Consider the following 23,741-nt stretch of genomic DNA (forward strand, 5'->3'; position numbering starts at 1 on the left):
AAACATAAAGCATGGAATTCGAACTCTGGTGGTTATTGGGGATCCCGGTCTTCTTCGGACTGGGCTGGGTCGCCGCGCGCGTCGACATACGTCAACTGGTGTCGGAATCGCGCACGCTGCCGCGCGCCTACTTCAAGGGCCTGAACTTCCTGCTCAACGAGCAGCCGGACAAGGCCATCGACGCCTTCATTGAAATCGTCCGCATGGACACCGAAACGGCCGACATGCACTTCGCGCTGGGGAACCTGTTCCGCCGCCGCGGCGAGACCGAGCGCGCCATCCGCGTGCACCAGAACCTGCTGTCGCGCCCGGACCTGCCGCAGGAGCAGAAGGAACACGCGCAGTACGAGCTGGGCATGGACTACCTGAAGGCCGGCCTGCTGGACCGCGCCGAGGAGACCTTCACCGCCATGGTCAGCGGCCAGTACGCCGTGCCGGCGCGCCGCGCGCTGCTGGAGATCTTCCAGCGCGAGAAGGAGTGGCCGCGCGCGATCGAGGCGGCGATCGGCCTGCAGGAATCGGGCGCCGGTGCGCGCCAGAAGGAAATCGCGCAGTTCTACTGCGAGCTGGCGCAGGACGCGCTGGTGCACATGCATCCCGAGGAGGCGCTGCCGCTGCTGGACAAGTCGCTGCACGCGGACCGCGTCAACGTGCGCGCCACCATGCTGAGCGGCGACGCCCAGCTGGCGCAGGGCGATGTCGAGGGCGCGCTGCTGACATGGCGCCGCGTGGAGCAGATCAGCGTGCCGCACACGGCGCTGGTGGCGCAGCGCATGATGGACGCCTACCGCAAGGTGGGGCGTCCGCAGGAAGGCGTGAACCTGCTCAAGTCCTACCTGGAGCAGGCCTCGTCGATCGACCTGATCGAGGTGGTCTACAAGGCGGTGCTGGAGCTGGACGGCGTGGACGCCGCCAAGCAGCTGGTGAGCAACGAGCTGCGCCGCACGCCGACCCTGCTGGGCCTGGACAAGCTGCTGGAGGCGCGCCTGATGGATGCGCCGGCCAGTCTGGTGCCGGAACTGTCCATGGTCAAGAACCTGGTCCACGGTTATACGCAAAAGCTGGCGCGCTATCAGTGCAGCCACTGTGGTTTCAAGGCGCGCCAGTTCTACTGGCAGTGCCCGGGATGCAGCCGCTGGGAGACCTACCCGCCGCGCCGCACCGAAGAACTCAACGTCATGAACTAAGAAGAGCACCAACATGAAAATCACCATCATCGGCACCGGCTATGTCGGCCTCGTCACCGGCGCTTGCCTCGCCGAGCTGGGCAACGACGTTTTCTGCCTCGACGTCGACCAGAAGAAAATCGACCTGCTCAACAACGGCGGCATCCCGATCCACGAGCCGGGCCTGGAGGAAATCGTCGCGCGCAACCGCGCGGCCGGCCGCCTGCAATTCTCCACCGACGTCGCCGCCTCGGTCGCGCACGGCTGCCTGCAGTTCATCGCGGTCGGCACGCCGCCGGACGAGGACGGCTCGGCCGATTTGCAATACGTGCTGGCCGCCGCCAGGAACATCGGCAAGCACATGACCGAGTTCAAGGTCATCGTCGACAAGTCCACCGTGCCGGTCGGCACGGCCGACCGCGTCAAGGCCGCCGTGCAGGCCGAGCTGGCCGCACGCGGCGACGCCTCCAAGTTCTCGGTGGTGTCCAATCCCGAGTTCCTCAAAGAGGGCGCGGCGGTGGAGGACTTCATGCGTCCGGACCGCATCGTCATCGGCTACGACGGCACGCCGGAGGGCGAGAAGGCCCACGGCCTGATGAAGAAGCTGTACACGCCGTTCAACCGCAACCACGAACGCACCTTCTGGATGGACGTGCGCTCGGCCGAGTTCACCAAGTACGCGGCCAACGCCATGCTGGCCACCCGCATCTCGTTCATGAACGAGCTGGCCAACCTGGCCGACCAGGTGGGCGCCGACATCGAGGCTGTGCGCCACGGCATCGGCTCCGATCCGCGCATCGGCCACAGCTTCCTGTACGCCGGCGCCGGCTACGGCGGTTCCTGCTTCCCGAAAGACGTGCAGGCGCTGGAACGCACGGCGCGCCAGTACGACCAGGACCTGCTGATCCTGCGCGCGGTGGAGGCGGTCAACGACAAGCAGAAGCTGGTGCTGGGCCAGAAGGTGGTCAAGCGCTTCGGCGAGGATCTGCGCGGCAAGCACTTCGCCATCTGGGGCCTGGCCTTCAAGCCGAACACCGACGACATGCGCGAAGCGCCGGCCCGCGTGCTGATCAAGCAGCTGCTGGACGGCGGCGCCACCGTGGCGGTGTACGACCCGGTCGCGATGACGGAAGCCAAGCGCGTGCTGGCGCTGGACCTGAACGCCGAAGAGATGGCGCGCATCCGCTTCGCCACCAGCCCGATGGACGCGCTGGCCGCCGCCGAGGCGCTGGTGATCGTCACCGAATGGAAGGCCTTCCGCAGCCCGGACTTCGACCGCATCAAGTCGTCGCTGAAGCAGGCCATCATCTTCGACGGCCGCAACCTGTTCGAGCCGGAAGTCATGGCCGAGGCGGGCTTTGAATACCACGGCATCGGCCGTTCCATCCTGACCCGCGTTTAACGAGGTATTTGTGAGCACTGACGTTACGATATACAAAGCACCGGCGCTGGAGCAGGTGCGCATCCTGGTGGTAGGCGATGTGATGCTGGACCGTTACTGGTTCGGCGACGTCAGCCGCATTTCGCCGGAGGCGCCGGTGCCCATCGTCCGCATCGAGAAGCGCGAGGCGCGCCTGGGCGGCGCGGCCAACGTGGCGCGCAACGCGGCCGCGCTGGGCGCGCGCGCCGGGCTGCTGGGCGTGGTGGGCGCGGACGAGGCCGGCAATGAAGTGGAGCAGATGCTGCAAAGCGGCGGCATCCACAGCTACCTGAAGCGCGACGACGCCATCTCCACCATCATCAAGCTGCGCGTGATCGGCCGCCAGCAGCAGATGGTGCGTATCGACTTCGAGGAGCCGCCGACCGACACCGTGCTGCGCGACAAGCTGCTGCAGTTCAAGGCGCTGCTGGCCGACTACGATGTGATCGTGCTGTCGGACTACGCCAAGGGCTCGCTGGTGAACGTGGCCGACATGATCGCCTCGGCGCGCGCGGCCGGCAAGGTGGTGATGGTCGATCCGAAGGGCGACGACTTCAGCCGCTACGCCGGTGCCACCGTGCTGACGCCGAACAAGTCGGAGATGAAGCGCATCGTCGGCAGCTGGAACAGCGAAGAGCAGCTGACCGCCAAGGCGCAGGCGCTGCGCGCCGAGCTCAAGCTGGACGCGCTGCTGCTGACCCGCTCGGAAGAGGGCATGACCTTGTACACCGACGGCGAGCAATTCCACATGCCGGCGCAGGCGCGCGAGGTGTTCGACGTCTCCGGCGCGGGCGACACGGTGATCGCCACCATGGCCGCCATGCTGGGCGCGGGCGTGGGCTGGAACGAGGCGGTGCAGACGGCCAACCGCGCCGGCGGCATCGTGGTCGGCAAGCTGGGCACGGCGACCGTGACGCGCGAGGAGTTGTTCAACGCCTGACGGCCGGGCTTTGACGCTTGTCATAAAAGCTTCATGGATTATCTGTCAACCGCCGTCGAGGTTGGCCGTTAAGGGTGTTCAAGGCGCGCTTGCCGCCTTTCACCCACCATGGAGATTGAGACATGTTCAAGAAACTTTTGCTGGCAGTTGCAACCCTGATTGCAACGATGGGCTTCGCTTTCGCGCAGGTCGACGTCAACAAGGCTGACGCCGCCGCGCTGGATTCGGTCAAGGGCATCGGCCCCGCCAAAACGAAGGCCATCATGGAAGAGCGCAAGAAGGGCGATTTCAAGGATTGGGCGGACCTGGAGAAGCGCGTGAAGGGCATCGGCGAGAAAAACGCCGTCAAGCTGTCGCAAGCGGGCCTGGTCGTGAACGGCAAGCCGTTGGACGGCGCCCCGGCCGCCACGGCGCCTGCCGCCAAAGCCGACAAGGCCACCGACAAGGCCGCAGCCAAAGCCGACAAGGCCGCGGCGAAAGCCGCCAAGGCCGACAAGGCCGACAAGGCCGACAAGCCCGCGGCACCCGCCAAGTAGTCCCTCGCAGCACGCCAGCCCGCCGCCAGGCGGGCGTTCGGCTTTCCCATCCTCCCCAATGCGACATCCGCCGCCAGCGCAGCGTAAGGCAATCCCTACAGCGAGATCAGCCTAAGTCGATAGCATTCGGGAAAGTTCATCTGTATTATTTCTTAAAACATAAGGGTAATTTCCTTATCGAAATAATACTCCCTGCATGCCTGCTCGCGGCCCTGGTCCGACGAAGTGCGTGATCTCGAAGAAGCCTATGTCATCGACCTTTCGACGCAGAGCGCCGAAGACCTCTCTCAGCCGCTGTCGCCCGATGCGTCAGGTAACGCGTCTTCAATTGCAGCAGGCCAAGCTGCAGGAGCGGCTGTCGTCGGTTGCCGCCGCCGTGCCGGGCTTCCTGTTCACCATCCGTGTCGAGGTGGACGGCCATACCAGTTTCCCCTATGCCAGCGCTGGCTTGGAGCGGTTGTTCGGCCTGCGTCCCGAAGAGATACGCGCCGATGCCGCCACGCTGCGCGCCCGCTACCATCCGGACGACCGGGCGCGCCTGCTGAAACTGATGACGGAAACGGCAGGGACGCTGGCGCCGTTCCGTATCGAAATCCGGATCGCGCATCCCGACCGGGGACAGCGCTGGGTGGAAATCCGCTCCACGCCGCAAAGGCAGGCGGACGGCGCCACCGAGTGGCACGGGGTGATGATCGACATCTCCGAGCGCAAGGCGATGGAGGAGTGCCTGGTCGCGCGCGAGGAACAGTTCCGTTCCCTGGCCGAGAACTGCCCCGACCCGATTTACCGCTATGACCGGGATTGCCGCCGGCTCTATGTCAACCGGGCCGTGGACAGGATATTCGGCAAGCCCGTGGCGGCGTTGATCGGCTGTTCGCCCAGCGACGGCATGCTGCTGGGGGAGCGGCAGAGCGGCAAACTCATGGAGGCCATCCGCGCGGTCTTTGCCAGCGGCGCGGCCAATCAGATCAACGTCGACTGCGTCGACCGCGACCAGCTGCGCCGCGACTACAACGTGCTGCTGGTGCCGGAACCCGGCACGGACGGCCAGGTGGCGACCGTGCTCGCCATCGCGCGCGACCTGACGGCCATCCGCGAAGCCGAGCGCCGGATGGCGCATTTCGTCGCCAACGTGAAGGGCTTTGTCTATACCCTGCGCCGCTCGCCCGACGGGCATTACAGTTTTGCCTTCGCCAGCCCCGGCATCGTCGATCTCTTTGGCTTGCCGCCGGTGGATGTGGAGAGCGACATGGCGCCCTTGCACGCGCTGTTGCATCCCGCCGACCGGCCCGGCATCGAGGCCGCCCTGGCCGAGACGGTGCTCAGCCTGTCGGCATTGGAGCTGGTGTTCCGCGTCTGCCGGCCGGGATGGCCGGAGCGCTGGGTCGAGGCGCGCTCCACCCCGCTGCGCGAATCGGACGGCTCCACGGTCTGGCATGGGTTCATGTATGACGTCACCGAGCGCAAACAGAACGAACGCGCGCTTGAGGAATCCAGGAACCATCTGGCCAGCGTGATGACGACACTGCCGGACTTCATCTGGCTGAAAGATCCCGATGGTGTGTACGTGGCCTGCAATCCGGCGTTCGAACGCTACTTCGATGCGTCGCAGGCCGCCATCGTCGGCAAGACCGACTACGATTTCGTCGGGGGCGAACTGGCGGACTTCTTCCGCGAAAAAGACCGGCAGGCCATGGATGCCGGCAGCGTCTGCATCTACGAGGAATGGGGGCGTGTCGCCGGGGGCGGCAGGCGCATCTTGCTGGAAACCCGCAAGGTGGCGGTGCGGGGCGCCGGCGGCGAGCTCGTCGGCGTACTGGGCATCAGCCGCGACATCACGGAGCGCAAGCGGCGCGAAGACGAGCTGGGCCTGCTGAACTATGCCATCGATCACATCGAGGAAGCGGTGTACCTGATCGACGACCAGGGACGCATCACGTATGCCAATCAGCACGCTTGCCGCGGCCTGGGCTACAGCAAGGAGGAGTTGCGGGGCCGGCGCGTGCTCGATATCGATCCCGACTGCCACGAAGTGCTTTGGCGCGAACACTGGCGCGATCTCCGGTCGAGCGGTTCGCTGACGCTGGAGCGCCGCCACCGGACCAAGGACGGCCGCATTTTTCCGGTTGAAATCGTTGCGAACTATTTGGAGTCCGACGGCCAAGGCTACAACATGGCCATGATCCGTAACATCACCGAACGCAAGCGCATGGAGGCGCTGTTGCTCACCCGCGAGCAGGAGTTCCGCACGCTGGCGGAAAATTCGCCCGACACGATCGCCCGCTACGACCGGGACTGCCGCCGGCTCTACGCCAACCAGAAGCTGATCACGCAAATGGAAAAAGGCCGGGGACAAATCCTGGGCACGACGCCGATCGAATATCCCGGCGGCACCCACGCGCAGGCATACATGGACAAGATGCGCGCGGTCTTCGAGCACGGCGAGCCGCGCGATTTCGAGCTGCACTGGCAGGTCGAGGGCGTGGGGCAATGCTCGCATATCCGCCTCAGTCCGGAATTCGACGACGCCGGCCAGGTGGCGCGGGTGCTGGCGGTCGGACGCGACATCACGGAAATCGACCAATACCGCAAGAAGGTGAGGCACCTGGCTTTCTACGACAGCTTGACCAAGTTGCCGAACCGCGCCTTGCTGTTCGACCGCATCCGCGTGGAGATCGCGCATGCCCAGCGTTATCGCGACCTGGCCGGGCTGATGATTCTCGACCTGGACCGCTTCAAGCAAGTCAACGATACGCTGGGCCATGGCGCCGGCGACCGCCTGTTGTGCGAGGTGGCGCAACGCCTGAAATACGCGGTGCGCGCCTCCGACACGATAGCGCGGCTGGGCGGCGACGAATTCGGCGTGCTGCTGCCGGAGTTGCGCGACAAAGGCGACCTGGAGACGGTCGCCGGGAAAATACTGCAGGCGCTGGCCGAACCGTTCCATATCGAAGGCCGTGAGTTGTTCGTCTCGTGCAGCATCGGCGTCGCGCTGTTCCCCGATGACAGTGTCGAGATGGAGGCGCTGCTCAGGTACGCCGATACGGCCATGTATTTCGCCAAGAAAAAAGGGCGCAATAATTTCCAGTTCTACGCCAGGGAAATGGGCGAGCAATTCTCCGAGAAGCTGGAGCTGGAGTCGGCGCTGCGCAAGGCCTGCGACAAGGGAGAGCTGGTCCTGCATTACCAGCCGCAGATCGATTTGCCGAGCGGGCGCGTGGTCGGGGCCGAAGCCCTGCTGCGCTGGAACCGTCCGGGGCATGGGGTGGTGCCGCCGGACCGGTTCATTCCGATCGCCGAGGAATCGGGCCTGATCGTCGAGATCGGCGAGTGGGTGCTGGCGAGCGCATGCGCCGCCGCGGCGGACCTGAACCGCAGGCTGGAGGCGGCATCGGCCGCACCGGTGAAGATGGCCGTGAACGTGTCGACCCGCCAGTTCCTGCGCAACGACCTGGTGGGGGCGGTGCGCCGCATCCTGGCCGACAGCGGATGCCGCGCCGCATGGCTGGAGCTGGAGATCACCGAGGGTCTGCTGCTGGAGGACAGCCCGGAGGTGGCCGACATGCTGGCCGAGCTGGACGGCATGGGCGTCTCGCTCTCGATCGATGACTTCGGCACCGGTTATTCGGCGTTGAGTTATCTGCACCGCTTCCCGGTGGCGCAGATCAAGATCGACAAGTCGTTCGTGCAAGGCATTCCGCATGCGCGCCGGCAGTGCGAGCTGGTGAAGGCGATGCTGTCGATTTCGGCGTCGTTGCAGCTGGAGGTCGTGGCGGAGGGCGTCGAAACCCAGGCGCAGGCGGATTACCTGCGGGCGCACGGCTGCTCGCTGGTGCAGGGGTATTTTTTCAGCAAGCCGGTGTCGCGTGCCGCGTTCGAGGCCATGTTGATGACGGAGCAATCCGCCGCGCTTGCACACCGGGCGGCGGCGACGTGAGAAGATGGCGGGATCTTTTCACCGGAGACCGACGATGTATTGCAAGTCCCTCATCTTGTCGCTGCTGGCCGTCGCGCCAGCCTTCGCGGCAGCCCCAGACACCGGCCGCCACCAGGCCCAGATCGACCAGATCGTGCGGGAGATCTCGCCGGCCCGCATCGAAGGCTATATCAACAAGCTGGCCGGCTTCCGCACGCGCCATACGATGTCGGACACGGTCTCCGACACCGAGGGCATAGGCGCGGCACGGCGCTGGATCAAGAGCGAGCTGGAGCGCTGCGGCGCGGCCCGGGGCGGGCGCCTGCGGGTGGCGTTCGACAGCCATGTCGCGCCGGTCTCCGCGCGCATCAGCCGGCCGACCGAGATCGTCAACGTGGTGGCGACCCTGCCGGGCACGCAGGCGGCGTCGGTGGACCGCATGTACGTGGTCAGCGGCCACTACGACTCGCGCAACACCGACATCATGGACGCCAAGGGCGACGCGCCGGGCGCCAACGACGACGCCTCCGGCACCGCCGCCGTGATGGAGATGGCGTGCGTGATGGCCCAATACAAGTTCGACGCCACGCTGGTCTTCATGACGGTGGCGGCGGAAGAGCAGGGCCTGCTGGGCGCGGCGCACTGGGCCGAGCAGGCCAGGCAGAAGAACCTGAACATCGCCGGCATGTTCACCAACGACATCATCGGCAGCTCGCGCGACGAGCACGGCAAGGTGGACGACACGCAGGTGCGCTTGTTCGCCGAGGGCCTGCCGGTGCAGAAGGAAAACAGCGACGCCGTGCGCACGCTGATCCAGACCGGCGGCGAGAACGATTCGCTGTCGCGCCAGCTGGCGCGGGCGGTGAAGGAGGCCGGCGAGCGCTATGTGCCCAAGTTCAAGGTCAACATCATCCAGCGCCGCGACCGCTACCTGCGCGGCGGCGACCACATGCCGTTCCTGGAGCGCGGCTACGCGGCGCTGCGCTTCACCGAGCCGGCCGAGGACTTCAACCACCAGCACCAGAACATCCGCACCGAAAACGGCGTGCCGATCGGCGACCTGCCGCAGTACGACGACTTCAACTACATCGCCCAGGTGGCGCGGGTGAACGCGGCGGCCTTGTCCTCGCTGTCGCTGGCGCCGGCCGCGCCGGCCGGGGTGCAGGTGCGCACCGCCAAGCTGCAGAACGATACCGAGCTGGTCTGGCAAGCCAACGCCGAGCCCGACCTGGCGGGCTACCGCATCGTCTGGCGCGACACCACGGCCGCCGAATGGCAGGGCAGCCGGTTCGTCGGCAAGGCGACCGAGTACACGGTGCCGCTGTCGAAGGACAACTACTACTTCGGCGTGCAAGCCATCGACTACGACGGCAACGCCAGCCCGGCCAGCTATCCGGTGCCGCTGCGCTAGCTGGCGCGGCGGGCGTGGACGCCCGGGGTCGCGCCGCGGCCCTGGATGAGGGCCCGCGCCGGCTTCGGCGGCCGCGCCGCCGTCCTCGCCATCGACGGCTGGCTCTTCAGCTTGAACCGGCCCACCACCTGCGCCAGATTGTCGGCCTGGACCTGCATCGCCTCCGATGCGGCCGCCGCTTCCTCCACCAGCGCGGCGTTCTGCTGCGTCGCCTGGTCCATCTGCATGACCGCTTCCTGCACCTGGCCGATGCCCACCGTCTGCTCCGCGCTGGCGGCGCTGATCTCGCCCATCAGGTCGGTCACCTGCCTGATGCTGCCGACCACTTCCCTCATGGTCACGCCGGCCTGTTCCACCAGCCTGCTGCCCAGCTCGACCTTGGTCACCGAGTGATCGATCAAGCCCTTGATCTCCTTCGCCGCCTGGGCGCTGCGCTGGGCGAGGTTGCGCACCTCGGTGGCCACCACGGCGAAGCCGCGCCCTTGCTCGCCGGCGCGCGCCGCCTCGACGGCCGCGTTCAGGGCCAGGATATTGGTCTGGAACGCGATGCTGTCGATCACGCCGATGATGTCGACGATCCTGCGCGCCGACCCGTTGATCTCCTCCATATTGCTCACCACCTCGGACACCACCGTGCCGCCCTTGACCGCCACCTCGGACGCGGTGATCGCCAATTGGTTCGCCTGCCGCGCGTTGTCGGCGTTCTGCTTCACGGTCGAGGTCAGTTCTTCCATCGACGACGCGGTTTCCTCCAGCGAACTGGCTTGCTCCTCGGTGCGGCTGGAGAGGTCCTGGTTGCCGGTGGCGATCTGGCTGGAGGCCGAGGCGATCGTTTCGGTGCCGGCGCGCACTTCGCTGACGATGCTCACCAGGCCGTCGTTCATCTCCTTCAAGGCGAGCAGCAATTGGCCGGTCTCATCCTTGCCGGTCACGTCGATATGGCTGCCGAGGTCGCCGGCGGCGACAGTTTGCGCCACTTCCAGCGCCCGCTGGATGGGACGGGTGATGCCGCGCGCGATGAACCAGGAGATCGCGCCGCCGAGGACCAGCGCCAGCGCGCTGGCCGCGAGTACCAGCGTTCGCGCCGTCTTGAAGTTTTTTCTCGCGTCCTGGGCCGCCTGCTCATTCATTTTCTGTTCAAAGGCGGCGAATTGCGTGAGCGTGCCTCGCCATTCGTGCTGCAGCGGACGGAATTTAACCAGCAATACCTTGGTGGCCTCTTCGTTTTTGTTGGCCAGGCCCAGTGCCGCCGCCTCGGCGATCAGCGGGAGCGATTTTTCTTTCAGTTGCCGGGCCTTGTCGAACTGCGCGTTTTCCTCAGGCAGCGTGCTTGGCGAGCCGGCGAACATCTTGCGCAGTTTCTCTTCGGCGTCGTTGTAGCGTTTCTGGTCGGCCTTGATGCGCTCCATTTCCGGCAGCATATCGTCCATCTCGGTGTACAGTACGATGTTGCGTAGTGCGATGGTCTGATCGTCGATGGTCGACGCCATTTCGATCACCAGGGCGGATTCCGGGTTGTTGGTGAAGGTGATCTCTTCAAGCCGGGCCTGCACGTCACTCATGCCGTTAACGCCGAGCAGCGCAATGAGGAGCAGCAACGCCAGTATGCAGGCGAAACCTGCCGCCATCCGGTGACCTATTTTAAAGTTGGCTAAGTTCATGGGGTTCATTCAAAAAAATATGCTTTTAGTTCCTTTAGTTTAATTAGTGTTTTATTGTGGAAATATCGGGAAATCCCCATATGCGAGTAGGGAATTACCTGAAGCCGGGACAGCCGGTATTGCTGATATCATCGCGGCCCGTTGCCGCTTACTTCAACCATGACACTCAAGATCTCCCGCATCCTGCACGCAGGCTATGTCTTCGAATGCGACGGTACGCTGATCGCCTTCGATCCGATATTCGAAAACCCGTTCAGCAGGAATTGCCACGCCTTTCCCGACGTGCGTTTCGACCATGCGCGGATACGCGGGATGAAACCGGACGCGGTCTTCATCTCGCATTTCCATGACGATCACTGCTCGCTGGAGAGCCTCGACCTGCTCGACCGCACCACGCCGATCCACCTGTATTGCCTGTTCGATGAGTTGTTTGCGCTGATACGCGAGCTGGGTTTCGTCAACGTGCTGCGGCTGGAGGTGGACGCGCCGGTGCGGATCGGCGCGATCGAGGTCATTCCGCGCCGGGCGCTCGATGCCGATGTCGATTCGATGTTCCACATCCGCGCCGCCGGCCTGAATGTGCTCAACGTGGTCGATTCATGGATGGACCCGGAGACGCTGGAACAACTCAAGCCCTACGCGCCGTGGGACATGGTGCTGTGGCCCTTCCAGACCATGCGCGAGATCGATGTCATCGCGCCGTCGCGCGCGCAGGGCGGCGCGCCCGCGCTGCCGGAGGAATGGCCGGAGCAGCTGCGGGCGCTGGCGCCGCGCTATGTGGTGCCGAGTTCCTGCCAGTTCGTGCAGGAGCCCTGGTCGTGGTACAACCATGCGCTGTTCCCGATCACCTACCGCCAGTTCGCGCGGGAGGTGGGCGCCTGGCTGCCGGATGCCGCCATCGTGCGCCTGAATCCATCGGTGTCGGTGGAGCTGACGCCGCAAGGGCTGGCGCCATCCGCGCCGCTGTCGTGGGTGCTGCCGGTCGGCGAGCAGGATGTCGACTACGAGTACGACGCCGATATCGTGCCGCCGCCGACGTCCGAGATCGCGGGCCACTTCGCGCCGCTCGACGCCGGACAGACCGCGCTGGCGCTGGACTACTGCCGCAGCGGCCTGCTGGAAAAGTACGAGGACATGGAGCTGCCTTCCGACAGCTACTTCGCCACGCCGTGCATCTGGCAGCTCTCGGTCTACGACCATGAGGGCGCCGTGCGGCAGTTCCGCTACCGCGTCCACGGCGACCGCATCGCGCTCACCGGCGACGAGGAGGCGCCGACGTGGATGACCGAAATCCCCATCGCCAAACTGTACGCGGGCCTGGCGCTGGGCGAGTCGCTGACGTCGATGTACATGCGCATCAACGGCGCGCCGCCCGATGCGGATATCGTCGATGATCCCCTGATCCGCTGCCTGTTCAACGATGCCTTCGGCGCGTATCAGTCGGCACAACTCCAACGCATCAAAGAGAGAGCCGCACAATGACTTTAGGCCGTGCCTTGCTTGTCGCCGCCACGTTTTTCGCCTCCACCGCGCAGGCGCAATCGGTGGCCTTCACGTTCGACGATGGGCCCAGGCTGGAGACGACGCCGCTGCTGTCGCCGCAGCAGCGCAACCAGGCGCTGCTCGGCGCGCTGGCCGCGCATCATGTGCAGGCGGCGCTGTTCGTCACCTGCGGCTACGGCGCGGACAAGCCGGAAGGCTACGCGCTGGCCAAGGCCTGGGGACAGGCGGGCCACGCGCTCGGCAACCACACGATGACCCATCCGGACCTGAACGACGCCAAGCTCACGCTGGCGCAGTACCGCCAGGAGGTGCAGGACTGCGACCGCATCACGTCGACCCTGCCGGGCTATCAGAAGTGGTTCCGCTACACCTTCCTGCGCGAGGGGAACACGCCCGAAAAGCGCGACGGCATGCGGGCGTTCCTGAAGCAGAGCGGCTACCGCAACGGCTACGTCAGCCTCGACACCAGCGACTGGCGGCTGGATGAAAAACTCAATGACGTGCTGCGCGCCGATCCCAAGGCCGACATCGAGCCGATCAGGCAGGCCTACCTGTCGCACCTGCGCCAGCGCGCGACCGCCTATCGCGACCTGTCGCGCAAGCTGGAAGGGCGCGATATCCCGCAGGTCATGCTGATGCACCACAACCTGATCAACGCGCTGTGGCTCAAGGATGCGATCCAGCAGTTCGTCGACATGGGCTGGACCATCATTCCGCCGGCGCAGGCGTATGCCGATCCGGTCTACCAGCTGCAGCCGGAGCGCCCGGCGCCGGGACAGAGCCTGCTGCTGTCGATCGCGCGCACGCGCGGCATGGGCAGGTTCGAGGGCTGGGAGCGGCTGGTCGACGACGGCGATTTCGAGATCAACGCGCTGGCCGTCGCCGACGGCGCGCCGGCGCCCGATCCGCGCGATACGGCCAATATGGCGCGCTGCCGCGCACTGCTGGCCAAACCGTTCCCGCTCGCGCGGTTCGAGGCGCTGTTCAAGACCACGCTGGTGCTGGATGTGAAGAACATGCCGCACGACTGCGCATACGGTTATTTCGACAAGGCCAAGCCCGACGCCGGCGCGCTGCTGGTGTTGAGTTTTTCTCACCGCAAGGACTCGCTGAAAAACTACGAGGGCAGCAAGAACGAGCCGCGCGGCGATGGGCCGCACCTGCCGGATTCCGTGTTCGACTTCACCTATCACGGCTATGGCTTGTACTTCATCGAGGTGCTGACCACCGAGAAGGATTGGGTGGTCGTGGCGACCGCGCGCCAGCAGTTGTTGCCTGACGCGGCCAGGCTGGCGGTTGACTTTATGAAAACTGCGCCGATGCAGAAGTGGGCGCCGCTGCCGGACTAGGCCGCAACAGCGCTATCGCCAAGAAACAACAATCTGGCAAGCCGTCACGTACGGCGCGTCAGATTGGTGCATATTGAGTCTACAATTGACTCAATAGTCGGGGGCGATCATGAAAAGTAAATTCTCCATCAAGAATATTTTCATTTTGTTCTTCCTGGTCAGTCTGGCGCTGTCCTGCCTGACCTTGTGGGCGCTGGTGCGTATCTCGACCAAGGAGGCCGAGCTCAACCACGCCAGCGAGGCGCGCTACCGCTCCTATCTGCTGGCCGACGAATTACGGCAGAGCTCGGACGACCTGACCCGGCTGGCCCGCACCTACGTCGTCACCGGCGATCCCAGGTACGAAAAAGAATATCTCGACATCCTCGATATCCGCAACGGCAAGAAGCCGCGCCCGCAGCACTACGAGCGCATCTACTGGGATTTCGTCGCGGCCGGTGTCGACAAGCCCACGCCGGACGGCGACACCGTCGCGCTGGCGGACCTGATGCGCCAGGCCGGCTTCACCGAGGAGGAGTTCGGCAAGCTGAAGGAGGCGCAGGCCAATTCGGACGGGCTGGTGAAGACCGAGGTCATCGCCATGAACGCGGTCAAGGGCTTGTTCGACGACGGCACTGGCAAGTTCACCAAGAGCGGGCCGCCCGATCCCGAGATGGCGCGCAAGATCATGCACGACGAGCAGTACCACAAGAACAAGGCCAGGATCATGCAGCCGGTGAACGAGTTCCTGGTGCTGCTGGACCAGCGCACCGGCGCGGCGGTGACCAACGCGGCCCATAGCACCAACATGGCGTTCTGGACCGCGATCGCGCTGCTGATCGTGCTGGTGGGCGTGTCGCTGCTGTGCCTGTTCATGATCTACCGCCACATCAAGCTCAGCTTCGACCACGCGATCGACACCGCGCGCAATATCGCCGAGGGCGACCTGAGCCACGACATCCGCGTCGAGCGCGACGACGAGGTCGGCCACCTGATGGATGCGATGAACACCATCAACACCAACCTGACCGGCATGATCGGCCGCATCCGCTCCAGCACCGACGAGATGCTGGTGGCGACCGACGAGATCGCGCGCGGCAACGCCGACCTGTCCTCGCGCACCGAGTCCCAGGCCAGCTCGCTGGAGCAGACCGCCAGCTCGATGGAGCAGTTGACCGACACCGTCAAGCAGAACGCCGACAGCGCGCGCGCGGCCAACCAGTTCGCGGCCGACGCCTCCACCGTGGCGGTGCAGGGCGGGGCGATGGTGGCGCAGGTGGTCGACACCATGGGCTCGATCAAGGCCAGTTCCAGCCGCATCGTCGACATCATCGGCGTCATTGACGGCATCGCGTTCCAGACCAACATCCTGGCGCTCAACGCGGCGGTGGAGGCGGCGCGCGCGGGCGAGCAGGGGCGCGGTTTCGCGGTGGTGGCGTCGGAGGTGCGCAACCTGGCCCAGCGCAGCGCGGCCGCGGCCAGGGAGATCAAGGAGTTGATCGGGGCGTCGGTGGAGACGGTCGACGCCGGCAGCAAGCTGGTCAACGATGCCGGCAGCACCATGACCGTGCTGGTGGCGTCGGTGCAGAAGGTGGCCGGCATCATGGCGCAGATCACCGAGGCCAGCCAGGAACAGAGCACGGGCATCGGCGAGGTCAACCGAGCGGTGGCGCAGATGGACGATATCACTCAGCAAAACGCCGCGCTGGTGGAGCAGGCCGCTGCGGCGGCCGAGAGTTTGCAGGAACATGCGCAGGCGCTGGCCCAGTCGGTGCAGGTGTTCCACCTGAAGGGCGAGGCGGCCGGCGTTGCGCGCCGGCCGGGGCTGGCGCCGCCGCGCGCCCGGCTGGCGCTGGCGCGCTCGCGGTGAAGCGGGCTTAGCTTAACACCTTGTCGGCCGGCAGGTTGGCCAGGAAGGCGTGGATCTGCGACACCACGGCCGCGCCTTCGCCCACCGCCGCGGCCACCCGCTTGGTCGAGCTGGCGCGCACGTCGCCGATGGCGAACACGCCCGGCACCGGTCTCCAGCGCCGAGCGCGACGGCAGGTCGCGCGGATACACGCCGTCGGCGAAGTTGGCGCGGCATTGCGCCTTGGTGACGTCGAAGCCGGTGCGGATGAAGCCGTTGGCGTCGACGTCCACGCCGCAGTCGCTCAGCCAGCCGGTGTTGGGGTCGGCGCCGATGAACAGGAACACGCGGCAGACGTCGTAGTCGCATTCCTGTTCGTTCAAGGAATTACGGATGCGGACCTGCTTCAAGCCGTCGTCGTCGCCCTCCAGCGCCACGATCTCCGAGTGCGTGTGCAGCTCGATGTTGGGCGTGGCCTGGATGCGCTCGATCAGGTAGCTGGACATGGTAGAGGCCAGGCTGTCCTTGCGGATCAGCATGTGGACCTTGGACGCGTGGCCCGACAGGAACACGGCGGCCTGGCCGGCCGAGTTGCCGCCGCCGACCAGCACGATCTCCTCGGTCTTGCACAGCTTGGCCTCGATCGGCGAGGCCCAGTAGTACACGCCCTTGCCCTCGAACTGGCGCAGGTTGGCCAGCGACGGCCGGCGGTAGCGCGCGCCGCACGACAGCACCACGGTGCGCGCCTTCAGCCGTTGCAGGCTGCCGCACATCTCGACCTGCAGCGGATAGGTGTCGCAGATCAGGCGGCCGGCCGGGGCCGGGATCGCCACCTCGACGCCGAACTTCTGCGCCTGCACGTAGGCGCGGCCGGCCAGCGCGCGGCCGGAGACGCCGGTGGGGAAGCCCAGGTAGTTCTCGATGCGCGCGCTGGCGGCGGCCTGGCCGCCGTAGGCGCGCGTCTCCAGCGCCAGCACCGACAAGCCCTCCGACGCGGCGTACACCGCCGTCGCCAGGCCGGCCGGGCCGGCGCCGACCACGATCACGTCCCAGATCTTGTCGCCGTCGAGCTCGGGCAGCATGCCCAGGCAGCGGCCGATGTCGACCACGGTCGGGTTCTTCTTGACCACGCCGTCCGGGCAGACCACCAGCGGCAGCTCCTCCGGTTTGGGCTGGTAGTGCGCCATCAGGTCGGCGGCCTGCCGGTCCAGCTCGGGGTCGAGCACGGTGTGCGGATGGCCGTTGGCGGCCAGGAAGCTCTGCAGCGTGTGGATGCGGCCGTGGCCGCGCGGGCCGCCGATCACGGGGCCGCCGGAATTCTGCTCGATCAGGCCGACGCGGCGCAGGATCAGCGCGCGCACGATGCGCTCGCCCAGCTCGGCGTGCGCGACCAGCAGCGCGCGCAGCGACTCGGACGGCAGCACCAGCACCTCGACCGCGCCGACCGCCTTGCCGTTGCCCAGCGAGGGACGGCCCGACAGCTGCGCCACCTCGCCGCCGAACTGGCCCGGCGTGTGGGTGGTGATGTAGGCGGTGTTGCCCAGGCCGTCGTAGCGGCTGACCTCGATGCCGCCCTTGATCACCAGCACCAGGCCGAAGCTGGTTTTGCCGGCCTCGAAGATCATCTCGCCGTCGCTGTAATGGCGCACGTGGCCGAAGCGGTGCATATGCTTGATGTCGGCCGCGCTGAGCACGGGGAAGATCTGGTGGCGGCGCTGTTCCAGGTCGAGCGGCAGCTGCGGCGTGGGCTCGTCCGGGGTGTATTCGGGGAGCAGTTCCAGAGGGGTGATGGCCATGATAATTCCGGGGAAAATGTGAGGGCGGTCGAAATGCTGCAAGTCTAGCGCAAGGGCGGCGCCCGGTGTAAACACTTAGGAGGGAGGGGGCCGCAATGCGCCGCCGGGCAACTCGGATTAGAATGGCTGTTTTAGCGAAATCACTGACGATAGAACACGATGGCTTACAAGACTCTGGAAGATACGATAGGCAACACGCCGCTGGTGCAGCTGACCCGGATTCCCGGCGCCGACGCGCTGGCCCGCAACAACGTCATCCTCGGCAAGCTGGAGGGGAATAATCCGGCCGGCTCGGTCAAGGACCGCGCCGCCATGTCCATGCTCAAGCGCGCCGAGGAGCGCGGCGACATCAAGCCGGGTGATACGCTGATCGAAGCCACCAGCGGCAACACCGGCATCGCGCTGGCGATGGCGGCCGCGCTGCGCGGCTACAAGATGCTGCTGCTGATGCCGGAGAACCTGAGCGTGGAGCGGCGCCAGAGCATGGCGGCCTACGGCGCGCAGATCCTGCTCACGCCCAAGACCGGCGGCATGGAGTACGCGCGCGACATGGCCGAGCAGTTGCAGAAGGACGGCAAGGGCATCATCCTCGACCAGTTCGGCAATTTCGACAACTCGCGCGCGCACTACGAGGGCACGGGGCCGGAAATCTGGCGCGACACCGAAGGCCGCGTGACGCACTTCGTCAGCGCCATGGGCACCACCGGCACCATCATGGGCGTGTCGCGCTACCTGAAGGAGCAGAACCCGGGCGTGCAGATCATCGGCGCCGAGCCGGAGGAGGGCTCGTCGATCCCGGGCATCCGCAAATGGCCGGAGGCCTACCTGCCGAAGATCTACGAGCGGGCGCGGGTGGACCAGATCGAACCGGTGTCGCAGGCGGCGGCCGAACGCATGGCGCGCCGCATGGCTGCCGAGGAGGGCATCTTTTGTGGAATTTCGGCGGCGGGCGCCTGTGAAATCGCGCTGCGCGTGTCGCAAACGGTGGAGAACGCGACCATCGTGTTCATCGTGTGCGACCGGGGCGACCGCTACTTATCGACCGGGGTGTTCCCGGCGTAAGCCAAGCGTGAACTGCGCGCCCGCCCCCGGATAAGGGGCGGGCGCGGCGGCAGGACGGGGGGGCTGAAATCAGCCCTGGCCGCCTGGTTCGCCTTCTTTCGGCTTGAACTGCTTGTCGCTGATGCGGAACTTGTTGCGGCGGTCGCCCATCAAGTAACGCAGGTCGCGAATGCTCAGGTCGCTTACTTCGTGCATGCGGATCAGCAGCGAGGCGCCAACCGGCAGGCGGTGGTGGCGGATTTTGCTGATGACCGGCGGCGCCACTTCCAACGCGCGCGACAGGGCCGCGTCGTTTTTCAGACGCAGGTTCTCGATCAGGGTATCGAGCAGGCGGTTGGGATTGTATTGCAACAGATCATCGCCATCCGCATCGTTGTTCATATCTATGCCGACTTGGTTTGTCATGATTTCGTCTTTTCCTTCTGTAAAGTTGTCCTGCAAAGTACAACACTCGGAGCTCGCTTTGCTGCGTTAATGTTCATCCTTACCAAGGAACGAATTCACACACGGACGGGATTCCGGGATAACAAGTTTCATAATATATACACAATTGTACAACAACACGCCTTCTAATACTCATAAGCAATAAAAAAACTCGCTTGCCATGGGTTATTGTTGTCCGGTTGCAACATTGTGTGAGAATTATACACCCAACGATATGCTAAGCTGACTGTGCACACTTTTAATGAACACACAAAGTTAATTATAAATTAATTTTGTTGTAGAACGGTTTACGTTAGCCCCACAGTAACCGCAAGTTTGTACAAATAATTGCCAAGTGTCAACTAAACAATACAGTTTGCAAGTCTGTGGGACAAGATACTTTACGCTTCCTTACATCCCGCCGCGTGCCAGACGCACCGCGCGCCCCAGTTCGACCACCGACATCGCATAGAAATAACTGCGGTTGTATTGCGTGATCGCAAAGAAATTATTGTTCGCCAGCCAGTACTCGGTCGGCTCGGCGCCGTTCTGCAAGTCCACCAGCCCGTAGGTCTGCTGTTCCGGCACCGGCACCGTGGTGCTGACGCCGGCCGCCGTCAGTTCCTGCGGACGGTACTTGGCGCTCAGGCCCTGGTTGGTCATGCTTTCCCAGGCGCGGTTGGGCGAGACGGCGGCGGAATACACCAGCGGGCCGCCCAGCTCGCGCTGCCAGCCGTGCGCGACCAGGAAGGCCGCCACGCTGCCGATGGCGTCGACGCCGGAGTTGAGCAGGTCGACCTTGCCGCTGCCGTCGAAATCCACCGCGTACTTCATCAGGCTGCTGGGCATGAACTGCGGCATGCCGATGGCGCCGGCGAACGAGCCGCGCAGCGACAGCGGGTCGATGCCGTTCTGGCGCGCGAACAGCAGCGTCGCCTCCAGCTCGCCGCGGAAGAAGGCCATGCGCTCGGCGCGCTGCGGCGCCTCGGGATACGAGAAGGCCAGCGTGGTCAGGGCGTCGACCACGCGGAAGCGGCCGGTGTTGCGGCCGTACACGGTCTCGACGCCGAGGATGCCGACCAGGATCTCGGCCGGCACGCCGTACAGCGCTTCGGCCCGCTCGAGCGCCTCGCGGTTGTCGTTCCAGAACTTGACGCCGTTGTCGATGCGAACCGGATCGACGATCAGTTTGCTGTACGCCTGCCAGTTCTTGGGCTTGCCCGGCGGCGCCGGCTTGACCAGCTGCACGGCGGCGTCGACGTAGCGCACCTGGCCCATCAGCGTGTTCAGTTCGGCGCGGTCGAAGCCGTCGCGGGTGGCGACGTCGTCGAGGAAGGCGCGCACCTCCTTCCAGTCGCCGAAGTTGACGAACTCGCCGGTGTAGTCGATAGTCGGCGGGCCTTTTTTCTTGGCGGCCGGCGCGGCCTTCTTCTTCGGCTGCATGCTGGGCGGCAGCTTGTAGCCGTAGGGGTCGATGGCGGCGGCGGCGCTGGCCTGGCCCAGGGTGGCGGCGCCCAGCAGCAGGGCGGAAATCAAAGTCTTCATCGGCATAAGGTTAGCAGTGTTTTGAGCGTCGTCAGCGACGCCGAACGTGATTCGGAACCGGCGGCGCCATACTTCAGCGCGCCGTACAGGGTTAAAAATTTTTCCATCGCGGCATGCTTGTCCGGGCTGGCCTGCATGGTGCGCAGGCGGGCGGCATAGCCGAGCGGGCCCTCGTCCGGGCGGCGCGCGTAACCGTGGCGCGCCTGCTGCCGGCAAAACCGCTCGTACAGCCCGTCCAGCGGCGCCACCGGCCGACGCCGCCGCAGCCAGCGCAGCGCCGCCAGCAGGGCGCACACCAGCGCCGCACCGAGCGCGCCGCGCCAGTTGGCGAAGGCCGAGCTTAGTTCTTCGAGGAAACCTCGCTGCCTGTCTGGATTGTAATCCAGGACCCATTGATTCCAAGCATTATTCAACGCGGCGTAACGGAATCTGATCTGGCTCAACCACGAATTGGGGTCGTTTTGCAGATTTAGCAAGGGGGCGAGGCCGAAACCTGTTGCTTGCGGCAGCGCCCGGGCCAGGTTGTGGGCGATGCGTTCGGGGCGACGGCGGTGGTCGGGTCGATCCTCGGCGCCAGCCGGCGCCGGCGGCCCAGTACTCGGCCCAGGCGTGGGCGTCGGACTGGCGGATGGTGAGGTAGCCGTCCACCGGGTTCAGTTCGCCGCCCTGGTAGCCGGTGACCACGCGCGCCGGCACGCCCATGGCGCGCAGCAGCACCACGAAGGCGCCGGCGTAGTGCTCGCAGAAGCCGGCCTTGCTGCCGAACAGGAAGTCGTCGACCGCGTCGCGGCCCAGCAGCGGCGGTTGCAGCGCAGCGGGGCGTAGCCGCCATGCGGAAGGTAGCGCCCGCAGCGCGGCGCCGGCGGCCTGGGGGGCGGTCAGCGGGCCGTCGGCGCCGGGGGCGACGGTCTGGCGCCAGCGGCGCGCCAGTGCCAGCGTGCGCGGGTTGTAGCCGGCCGGCAGCTCGGTCCAGCGCGCCATGCGTTGCGGCTGCTCGGCCGCTTGCACGCTGAAATCGGTCCAGGCGTCGGCCTCGTAGCGCACGCGCTGGGTGACCGGATCGCTGGTGAAGAATTCCAGCTCGTCGGAGTCGCGCACGCGGTGGCCGGGCAGGGACAAGGTCGGGCCGCTCAGCTCCAGCGCGGCCAGCCAGCGGGTGTTGCTGGGCTCCATGGTGATTTCGTGGTGCACCGGCCGGCCGCGCGTGGCGATGTTGACGTCCAGCCGCTGCAGGCCGCGCCGGCGCGGCACGCGGGTCCAGGTGCGGCCGTCGTAGTCGCCCAGCACGATGCTGCGCCAGTACAGCTGGCCCTGCGCCGGTACGCCTCCGGGGAAGCGCGCGCGGAAGGCCACGGCGTCGGACTGCGCCAGCGAGGACAGCGTGCCCGGCGCCATGCTGTCGGAGATGCCGGTGTGGCCGCTGTGGGCGTCGCCGGGCAGGCCCCACAGCGGGCCCTGGATGCGCGGGAAGCCGACGAACATCAGCAGCGCCAGCGGCGCGGCCAGCAGCGCGGTGCTGACGGCCTTGCGCAGGCGCCGCGCCAGCGGCGGCAGGGCGCCGGTGTACTGGAACGATTGCTGGGCGGTCAGCAGGACGATCAGCGTGGCGCCCATCCACAGCGCGGTCGGCATGGTTTGCGAGTAGAGGAAATTGGTCAGCAGGACGAAGAAGCTGAGGAAGATCACCACGAACAGGTCGCGCTTGGCGCGCATCTCCAGCAGCTTGAAGGCCAGCAGCAGGGTGAGCATGGCGACGCCGGCGTCGCGGCCGAGCAGCGTGTGGAAGCTGCGGTAGACGCCGGCCATCGCGGCCAGCGACACCGGCAGCAGCACCCACAGCGGCGGCATGCGCCGGCCGCGCCAGGTGATGGCGGCGCGCCACAGCAGCGTGGCGCACACCACGATGCCGATCCAGAGCGGCAGGTGCTCGAAGTGCGGCGCCAGCACCATCAGCGCGGCGGTCAACAGCAGCAGGGTGTCGGACTTGTCGCGGGTCAGGCGCAGCGACAGGCGGGCACGCGGGCCAGCGTTGGCGCTGGGGCCGGAGCCGAGGCTGGCGCTAGTGCCCGAGCCGGGGCCTGAGCTGGGACTGGCGCCCGAGCCGGGGCCGGGGACAGGCGCGGGCGCGGTGCTGGCGCTGCTGTCGGCGGCGCGGGCGCCGGGCGGCTGCGGTGGCGGCGGGGTGGTGGTCATGGCTGGCCCTCGTGGCCGAACAGCGCCAGTGCGCGCAGGCAGGCGGCCTGGTGGGCGTCACCCAGCGCGGGGCCGTAGTCGTGCTGCGCCAGGCGGAAGCTGTAGGGCAGGGCGCGCTGCTCGGCATCCAGCACCCAGCGCGCCATGCGCGACAGCTTCTGTTCCAAATCCAGTTGCGGCGGCAGCTCGGCGAAGTCGAGGCACAGCTCGGCCACCGCTCCGCCGTCGAAGTGCTTGGTGACCAGCTGGCCGCCCAGCGCCGGGTCGTGGCGGGCGATCTGGCGCCAGGCCAGGTGGCGCATCGGGTCGCCCGGCTGGTAGCTGCGGATGCCGGCGAAGTTGTCCAGTCCGACGGTGCCGTGGCCGTCCTCGCTGGCGGCGCCGCTCGACGGCAGCGGCTGCGGCGGCAGCTCGGGCGCGGGGTAGACCAGCACCCTGAGCGCGGGCCGCCAGTAGCTCCACGCGCGGAACAGGCCGAGCGGGAAGCGCGTGACCAGGCGCACGCGCGGCGCCTCCAGCCAGCCGCGCTGCGAGGTGGCGGCCGACAGCCGCACCGCGCTGGCGCCGCCGGCCAGCACGTCGGTGACCTGGCGCGGCTCGCCGTCGGCCTGGAAGCCCAGCCAGACGGCGTAGCGGTCGCGCTTGCTCTGGTTGTGCACCAGCAGCTCGAACTGCGCGGCCTCGCCGGCGAACACCGGCTGCGCGCGGCCGGGCGCGAGCCGCAGGCGGGCCAGGTTGTGGGCGGTCTGGTACATGTCGGCGATGGCGCAAGCGCCGGCGAAGAAGGTCAGCCCGAAGCCCAGGCCGAGGTTGTAGTTCAGGGAGCCGATCAGCATCAGCAGCAGCAGGCCGGCGAAGGCCATGCCGGGCCGGGTCGGCACGATGAACACGCGGCGCATGGTCAGCGTCACTTCGCCCGGCTCGCTGGGGCCGAGCTGGAACAGCCACTGGTCGCGGGCCTTCCGGTAGAGCGTGGACAGCGGGCCGGCCAT

At 66.3% G+C, this 23,741-nt stretch carries 16 protein-coding genes and 1 pseudogene; 10 read left to right on the top strand and 7 right to left on the bottom strand.

Translation table 11 applies throughout. The annotated features are described in order from the left end of the window. Positions 1 to 11: 11 nt before the first annotated feature. The 6 genes from lapB (at position 12) to HUX88_RS21550 (ending at position 9,389) form a co-directional block, all read left to right on the top strand. The gene (lapB, locus tag HUX88_RS21525; protein ID WP_117014746.1) at positions 12 to 1,187 is read left to right on the top strand and encodes a lipopolysaccharide assembly protein LapB; all 1,176 of its coding nucleotides are present in this window, start codon (positions 12 to 14) and stop codon (positions 1,185 to 1,187) included. A gap of 13 nt (positions 1,188 to 1,200) precedes the next feature. Beyond that, entirely contained in the window at positions 1,201 to 2,568 is a 1,368-nt protein-coding gene (locus HUX88_RS21530) for a UDP-glucose/GDP-mannose dehydrogenase family protein (protein WP_117014745.1), read from the top strand. 10 nt (positions 2,569 to 2,578) lie between these two features. After that, entirely contained in the window at positions 2,579 to 3,526 is a 948-nt protein-coding gene (rfaE1, locus tag HUX88_RS21535; RefSeq protein ID WP_117014744.1) for a D-glycero-beta-D-manno-heptose-7-phosphate kinase, read from the top strand. A 122-nt stretch (positions 3,527 to 3,648) separates the two neighbouring features. Then, a complete protein-coding gene (locus HUX88_RS21540; RefSeq protein WP_176363077.1) occupies positions 3,649 to 4,062 on the top strand; it encodes a helix-hairpin-helix domain-containing protein in 414 nt (137 codons plus the stop codon). A gap of 304 nt (positions 4,063 to 4,366) precedes the next feature. Continuing rightward, positions 4,367 to 7,999 carry a PAS domain S-box protein gene (locus HUX88_RS21545; RefSeq protein ID WP_176363078.1) on the top strand — a complete coding sequence of 1,211 codons (3,633 nt, stop codon included), beginning with the start codon at positions 4,367 to 4,369 and terminating at the stop codon, positions 7,997 to 7,999. Between the two features lie 34 nt (positions 8,000 to 8,033). Next, entirely contained in the window at positions 8,034 to 9,389 is a 1,356-nt protein-coding gene (locus tag HUX88_RS21550) for a M20/M25/M40 family metallo-hydrolase (protein WP_117014741.1), read from the top strand. Here the strand turns inward: HUX88_RS21550 and HUX88_RS21555 are convergent. Further along, the gene (locus HUX88_RS21555; protein WP_301549487.1) at positions 9,386 to 11,050 is read right to left on the bottom strand and encodes a methyl-accepting chemotaxis protein; all 1,665 of its coding nucleotides are present in this window, start codon (positions 11,048 to 11,050) and stop codon (positions 9,386 to 9,388) included. The genes HUX88_RS21550 and HUX88_RS21555 overlap by 4 nt on opposite strands. Before the next feature lie 159 nt (positions 11,051 to 11,209). Here HUX88_RS21555 and HUX88_RS21560 point away from each other — a divergent pair, with 159 nt between their 5' ends. The 3 genes from HUX88_RS21560 (at position 11,210) to HUX88_RS21570 (ending at position 15,751) form a co-directional block, all read left to right on the top strand. Further along, positions 11,210 to 12,532: an MBL fold metallo-hydrolase gene (locus HUX88_RS21560; protein WP_176363079.1), complete on the top strand. Its 1,323-nt coding sequence runs from the start codon at positions 11,210 to 11,212 to the stop codon at positions 12,530 to 12,532. Next, positions 12,529 to 13,902, top strand: a complete 1,374-nt coding sequence (locus HUX88_RS21565; protein WP_229219446.1) for a polysaccharide deacetylase family protein — start codon at positions 12,529 to 12,531, stop codon at positions 13,900 to 13,902. Before HUX88_RS21560 ends, HUX88_RS21565 begins: the two co-directional genes overlap by 4 nt. Positions 13,903 to 14,011: 109 nt before the next feature. Further along, on the top strand, positions 14,012 to 15,751 hold the full coding sequence (locus tag HUX88_RS21570; RefSeq protein WP_117014738.1) for a methyl-accepting chemotaxis protein: 1,740 nt from the start codon (positions 14,012 to 14,014) through the stop codon (positions 15,749 to 15,751). A 7-nt stretch (positions 15,752 to 15,758) separates the two neighbouring features. Here HUX88_RS21570 and HUX88_RS21575 read toward each other — a convergent pair. Next, positions 15,759 to 17,526, bottom strand: a pseudogene (locus HUX88_RS21575) (FAD-dependent oxidoreductase). Between the two features lie 159 nt (positions 17,527 to 17,685). Between HUX88_RS21575 and cysM the strand changes: the two are divergent. Next, a complete protein-coding gene (gene cysM, locus HUX88_RS21580; RefSeq protein ID WP_117014736.1) occupies positions 17,686 to 18,588 on the top strand; it encodes a cysteine synthase CysM in 903 nt (300 codons plus the stop codon). A gap of 69 nt (positions 18,589 to 18,657) precedes the next feature. On the opposite strand, the gene HUX88_RS21585 is transcribed toward cysM, so the two are convergent. The 5 genes from HUX88_RS21585 to HUX88_RS21600 form a co-directional block, all read right to left on the bottom strand. Beyond that, positions 18,658 to 18,993: a hypothetical protein gene (locus HUX88_RS21585; RefSeq protein WP_008446241.1), complete on the bottom strand. Its 336-nt coding sequence runs from the start codon at positions 18,991 to 18,993 to the stop codon at positions 18,658 to 18,660. Positions 18,994 to 19,422: 429 nt separating this feature from the next. Next, positions 19,423 to 20,562: a lytic murein transglycosylase B gene (mltB, locus tag HUX88_RS21590; protein ID WP_117014735.1), complete on the bottom strand. Its 1,140-nt coding sequence runs from the start codon at positions 20,560 to 20,562 to the stop codon at positions 19,423 to 19,425. Further along, positions 20,553 to 21,032: a DUF4129 domain-containing protein gene (locus HUX88_RS33140; RefSeq protein WP_308937138.1), complete on the bottom strand. Its 480-nt coding sequence runs from the start codon at positions 21,030 to 21,032 to the stop codon at positions 20,553 to 20,555. The genes mltB and HUX88_RS33140 overlap by 10 nt, the downstream gene beginning before the upstream one ends. Continuing rightward, positions 20,962 to 22,749, bottom strand: a complete 1,788-nt coding sequence (locus HUX88_RS21595) for a DUF3488 and transglutaminase-like domain-containing protein (protein ID WP_308937139.1) — start codon at positions 22,747 to 22,749, stop codon at positions 20,962 to 20,964. The genes HUX88_RS33140 and HUX88_RS21595 overlap by 71 nt, the downstream gene beginning before the upstream one ends. Then, a complete protein-coding gene (locus HUX88_RS21600; RefSeq protein WP_176363080.1) occupies positions 22,746 to 23,741 on the bottom strand; it encodes a DUF58 domain-containing protein in 996 nt (331 codons plus the stop codon). Before HUX88_RS21600 ends, HUX88_RS21595 begins: the two co-directional genes overlap by 4 nt.

Source organism: Duganella sp. BJB1802 (genome assembly GCF_013369445.1).
Taxonomy (GTDB): Bacteria; Pseudomonadota; Gammaproteobacteria; order Burkholderiales; family Burkholderiaceae_D; genus Rugamonas; species Rugamonas vulcania_A.

Excerpts from the sequence above, each read along its gene's own strand:
- HUX88_RS21570 (WP_117014738.1), top strand. The coding sequence starts at position 14,012 with ATGAAAAGTAAATTCTCCATCAAGAATATTTTCATTTTGTTCTTCCTG.
- HUX88_RS21550 (WP_117014741.1), top strand. The coding sequence starts at position 8,034 with ATGTATTGCAAGTCCCTCATCTTGTCGCTGCTGGCCGTCGCGCCAGCC.
- HUX88_RS21585 (WP_008446241.1), bottom strand. The coding sequence starts at position 18,993 with ATGACAAACCAAGTCGGCATAGATATGAACAACGATGCGGATGGCGAT.
- HUX88_RS21530 (WP_117014745.1), top strand. The coding sequence starts at position 1,201 with ATGAAAATCACCATCATCGGCACCGGCTATGTCGGCCTCGTCACCGGC.
- lapB (WP_117014746.1), top strand. The coding sequence starts at position 12 with ATGGAATTCGAACTCTGGTGGTTATTGGGGATCCCGGTCTTCTTCGGA.
- HUX88_RS21600 (WP_176363080.1), bottom strand. The coding sequence starts at position 23,741 with ATGGCCGGCCCGCTGTCCACGCTCTACCGGAAGGCCCGCGACCAGTGG.
- HUX88_RS21540 (WP_176363077.1), top strand. The coding sequence starts at position 3,649 with ATGTTCAAGAAACTTTTGCTGGCAGTTGCAACCCTGATTGCAACGATG.
- mltB (WP_117014735.1), bottom strand. The coding sequence starts at position 20,562 with ATGCCGATGAAGACTTTGATTTCCGCCCTGCTGCTGGGCGCCGCCACC.
- HUX88_RS21560 (WP_176363079.1), top strand. The coding sequence starts at position 11,210 with ATGACACTCAAGATCTCCCGCATCCTGCACGCAGGCTATGTCTTCGAA.
- HUX88_RS21565 (WP_229219446.1), top strand. The coding sequence starts at position 12,529 with ATGACTTTAGGCCGTGCCTTGCTTGTCGCCGCCACGTTTTTCGCCTCC.
- HUX88_RS21555 (WP_301549487.1), bottom strand. The coding sequence starts at position 11,050 with ATGAACTTAGCCAACTTTAAAATAGGTCACCGGATGGCGGCAGGTTTC.
- HUX88_RS21595 (WP_308937139.1), bottom strand. The coding sequence starts at position 22,749 with ATGACCACCACCCCGCCGCCACCGCAGCCGCCCGGCGCCCGCGCCGCC.
- HUX88_RS21545 (WP_176363078.1), top strand. The coding sequence starts at position 4,367 with ATGCGTCAGGTAACGCGTCTTCAATTGCAGCAGGCCAAGCTGCAGGAG.
- cysM (WP_117014736.1), top strand. The coding sequence starts at position 17,686 with ATGGCTTACAAGACTCTGGAAGATACGATAGGCAACACGCCGCTGGTG.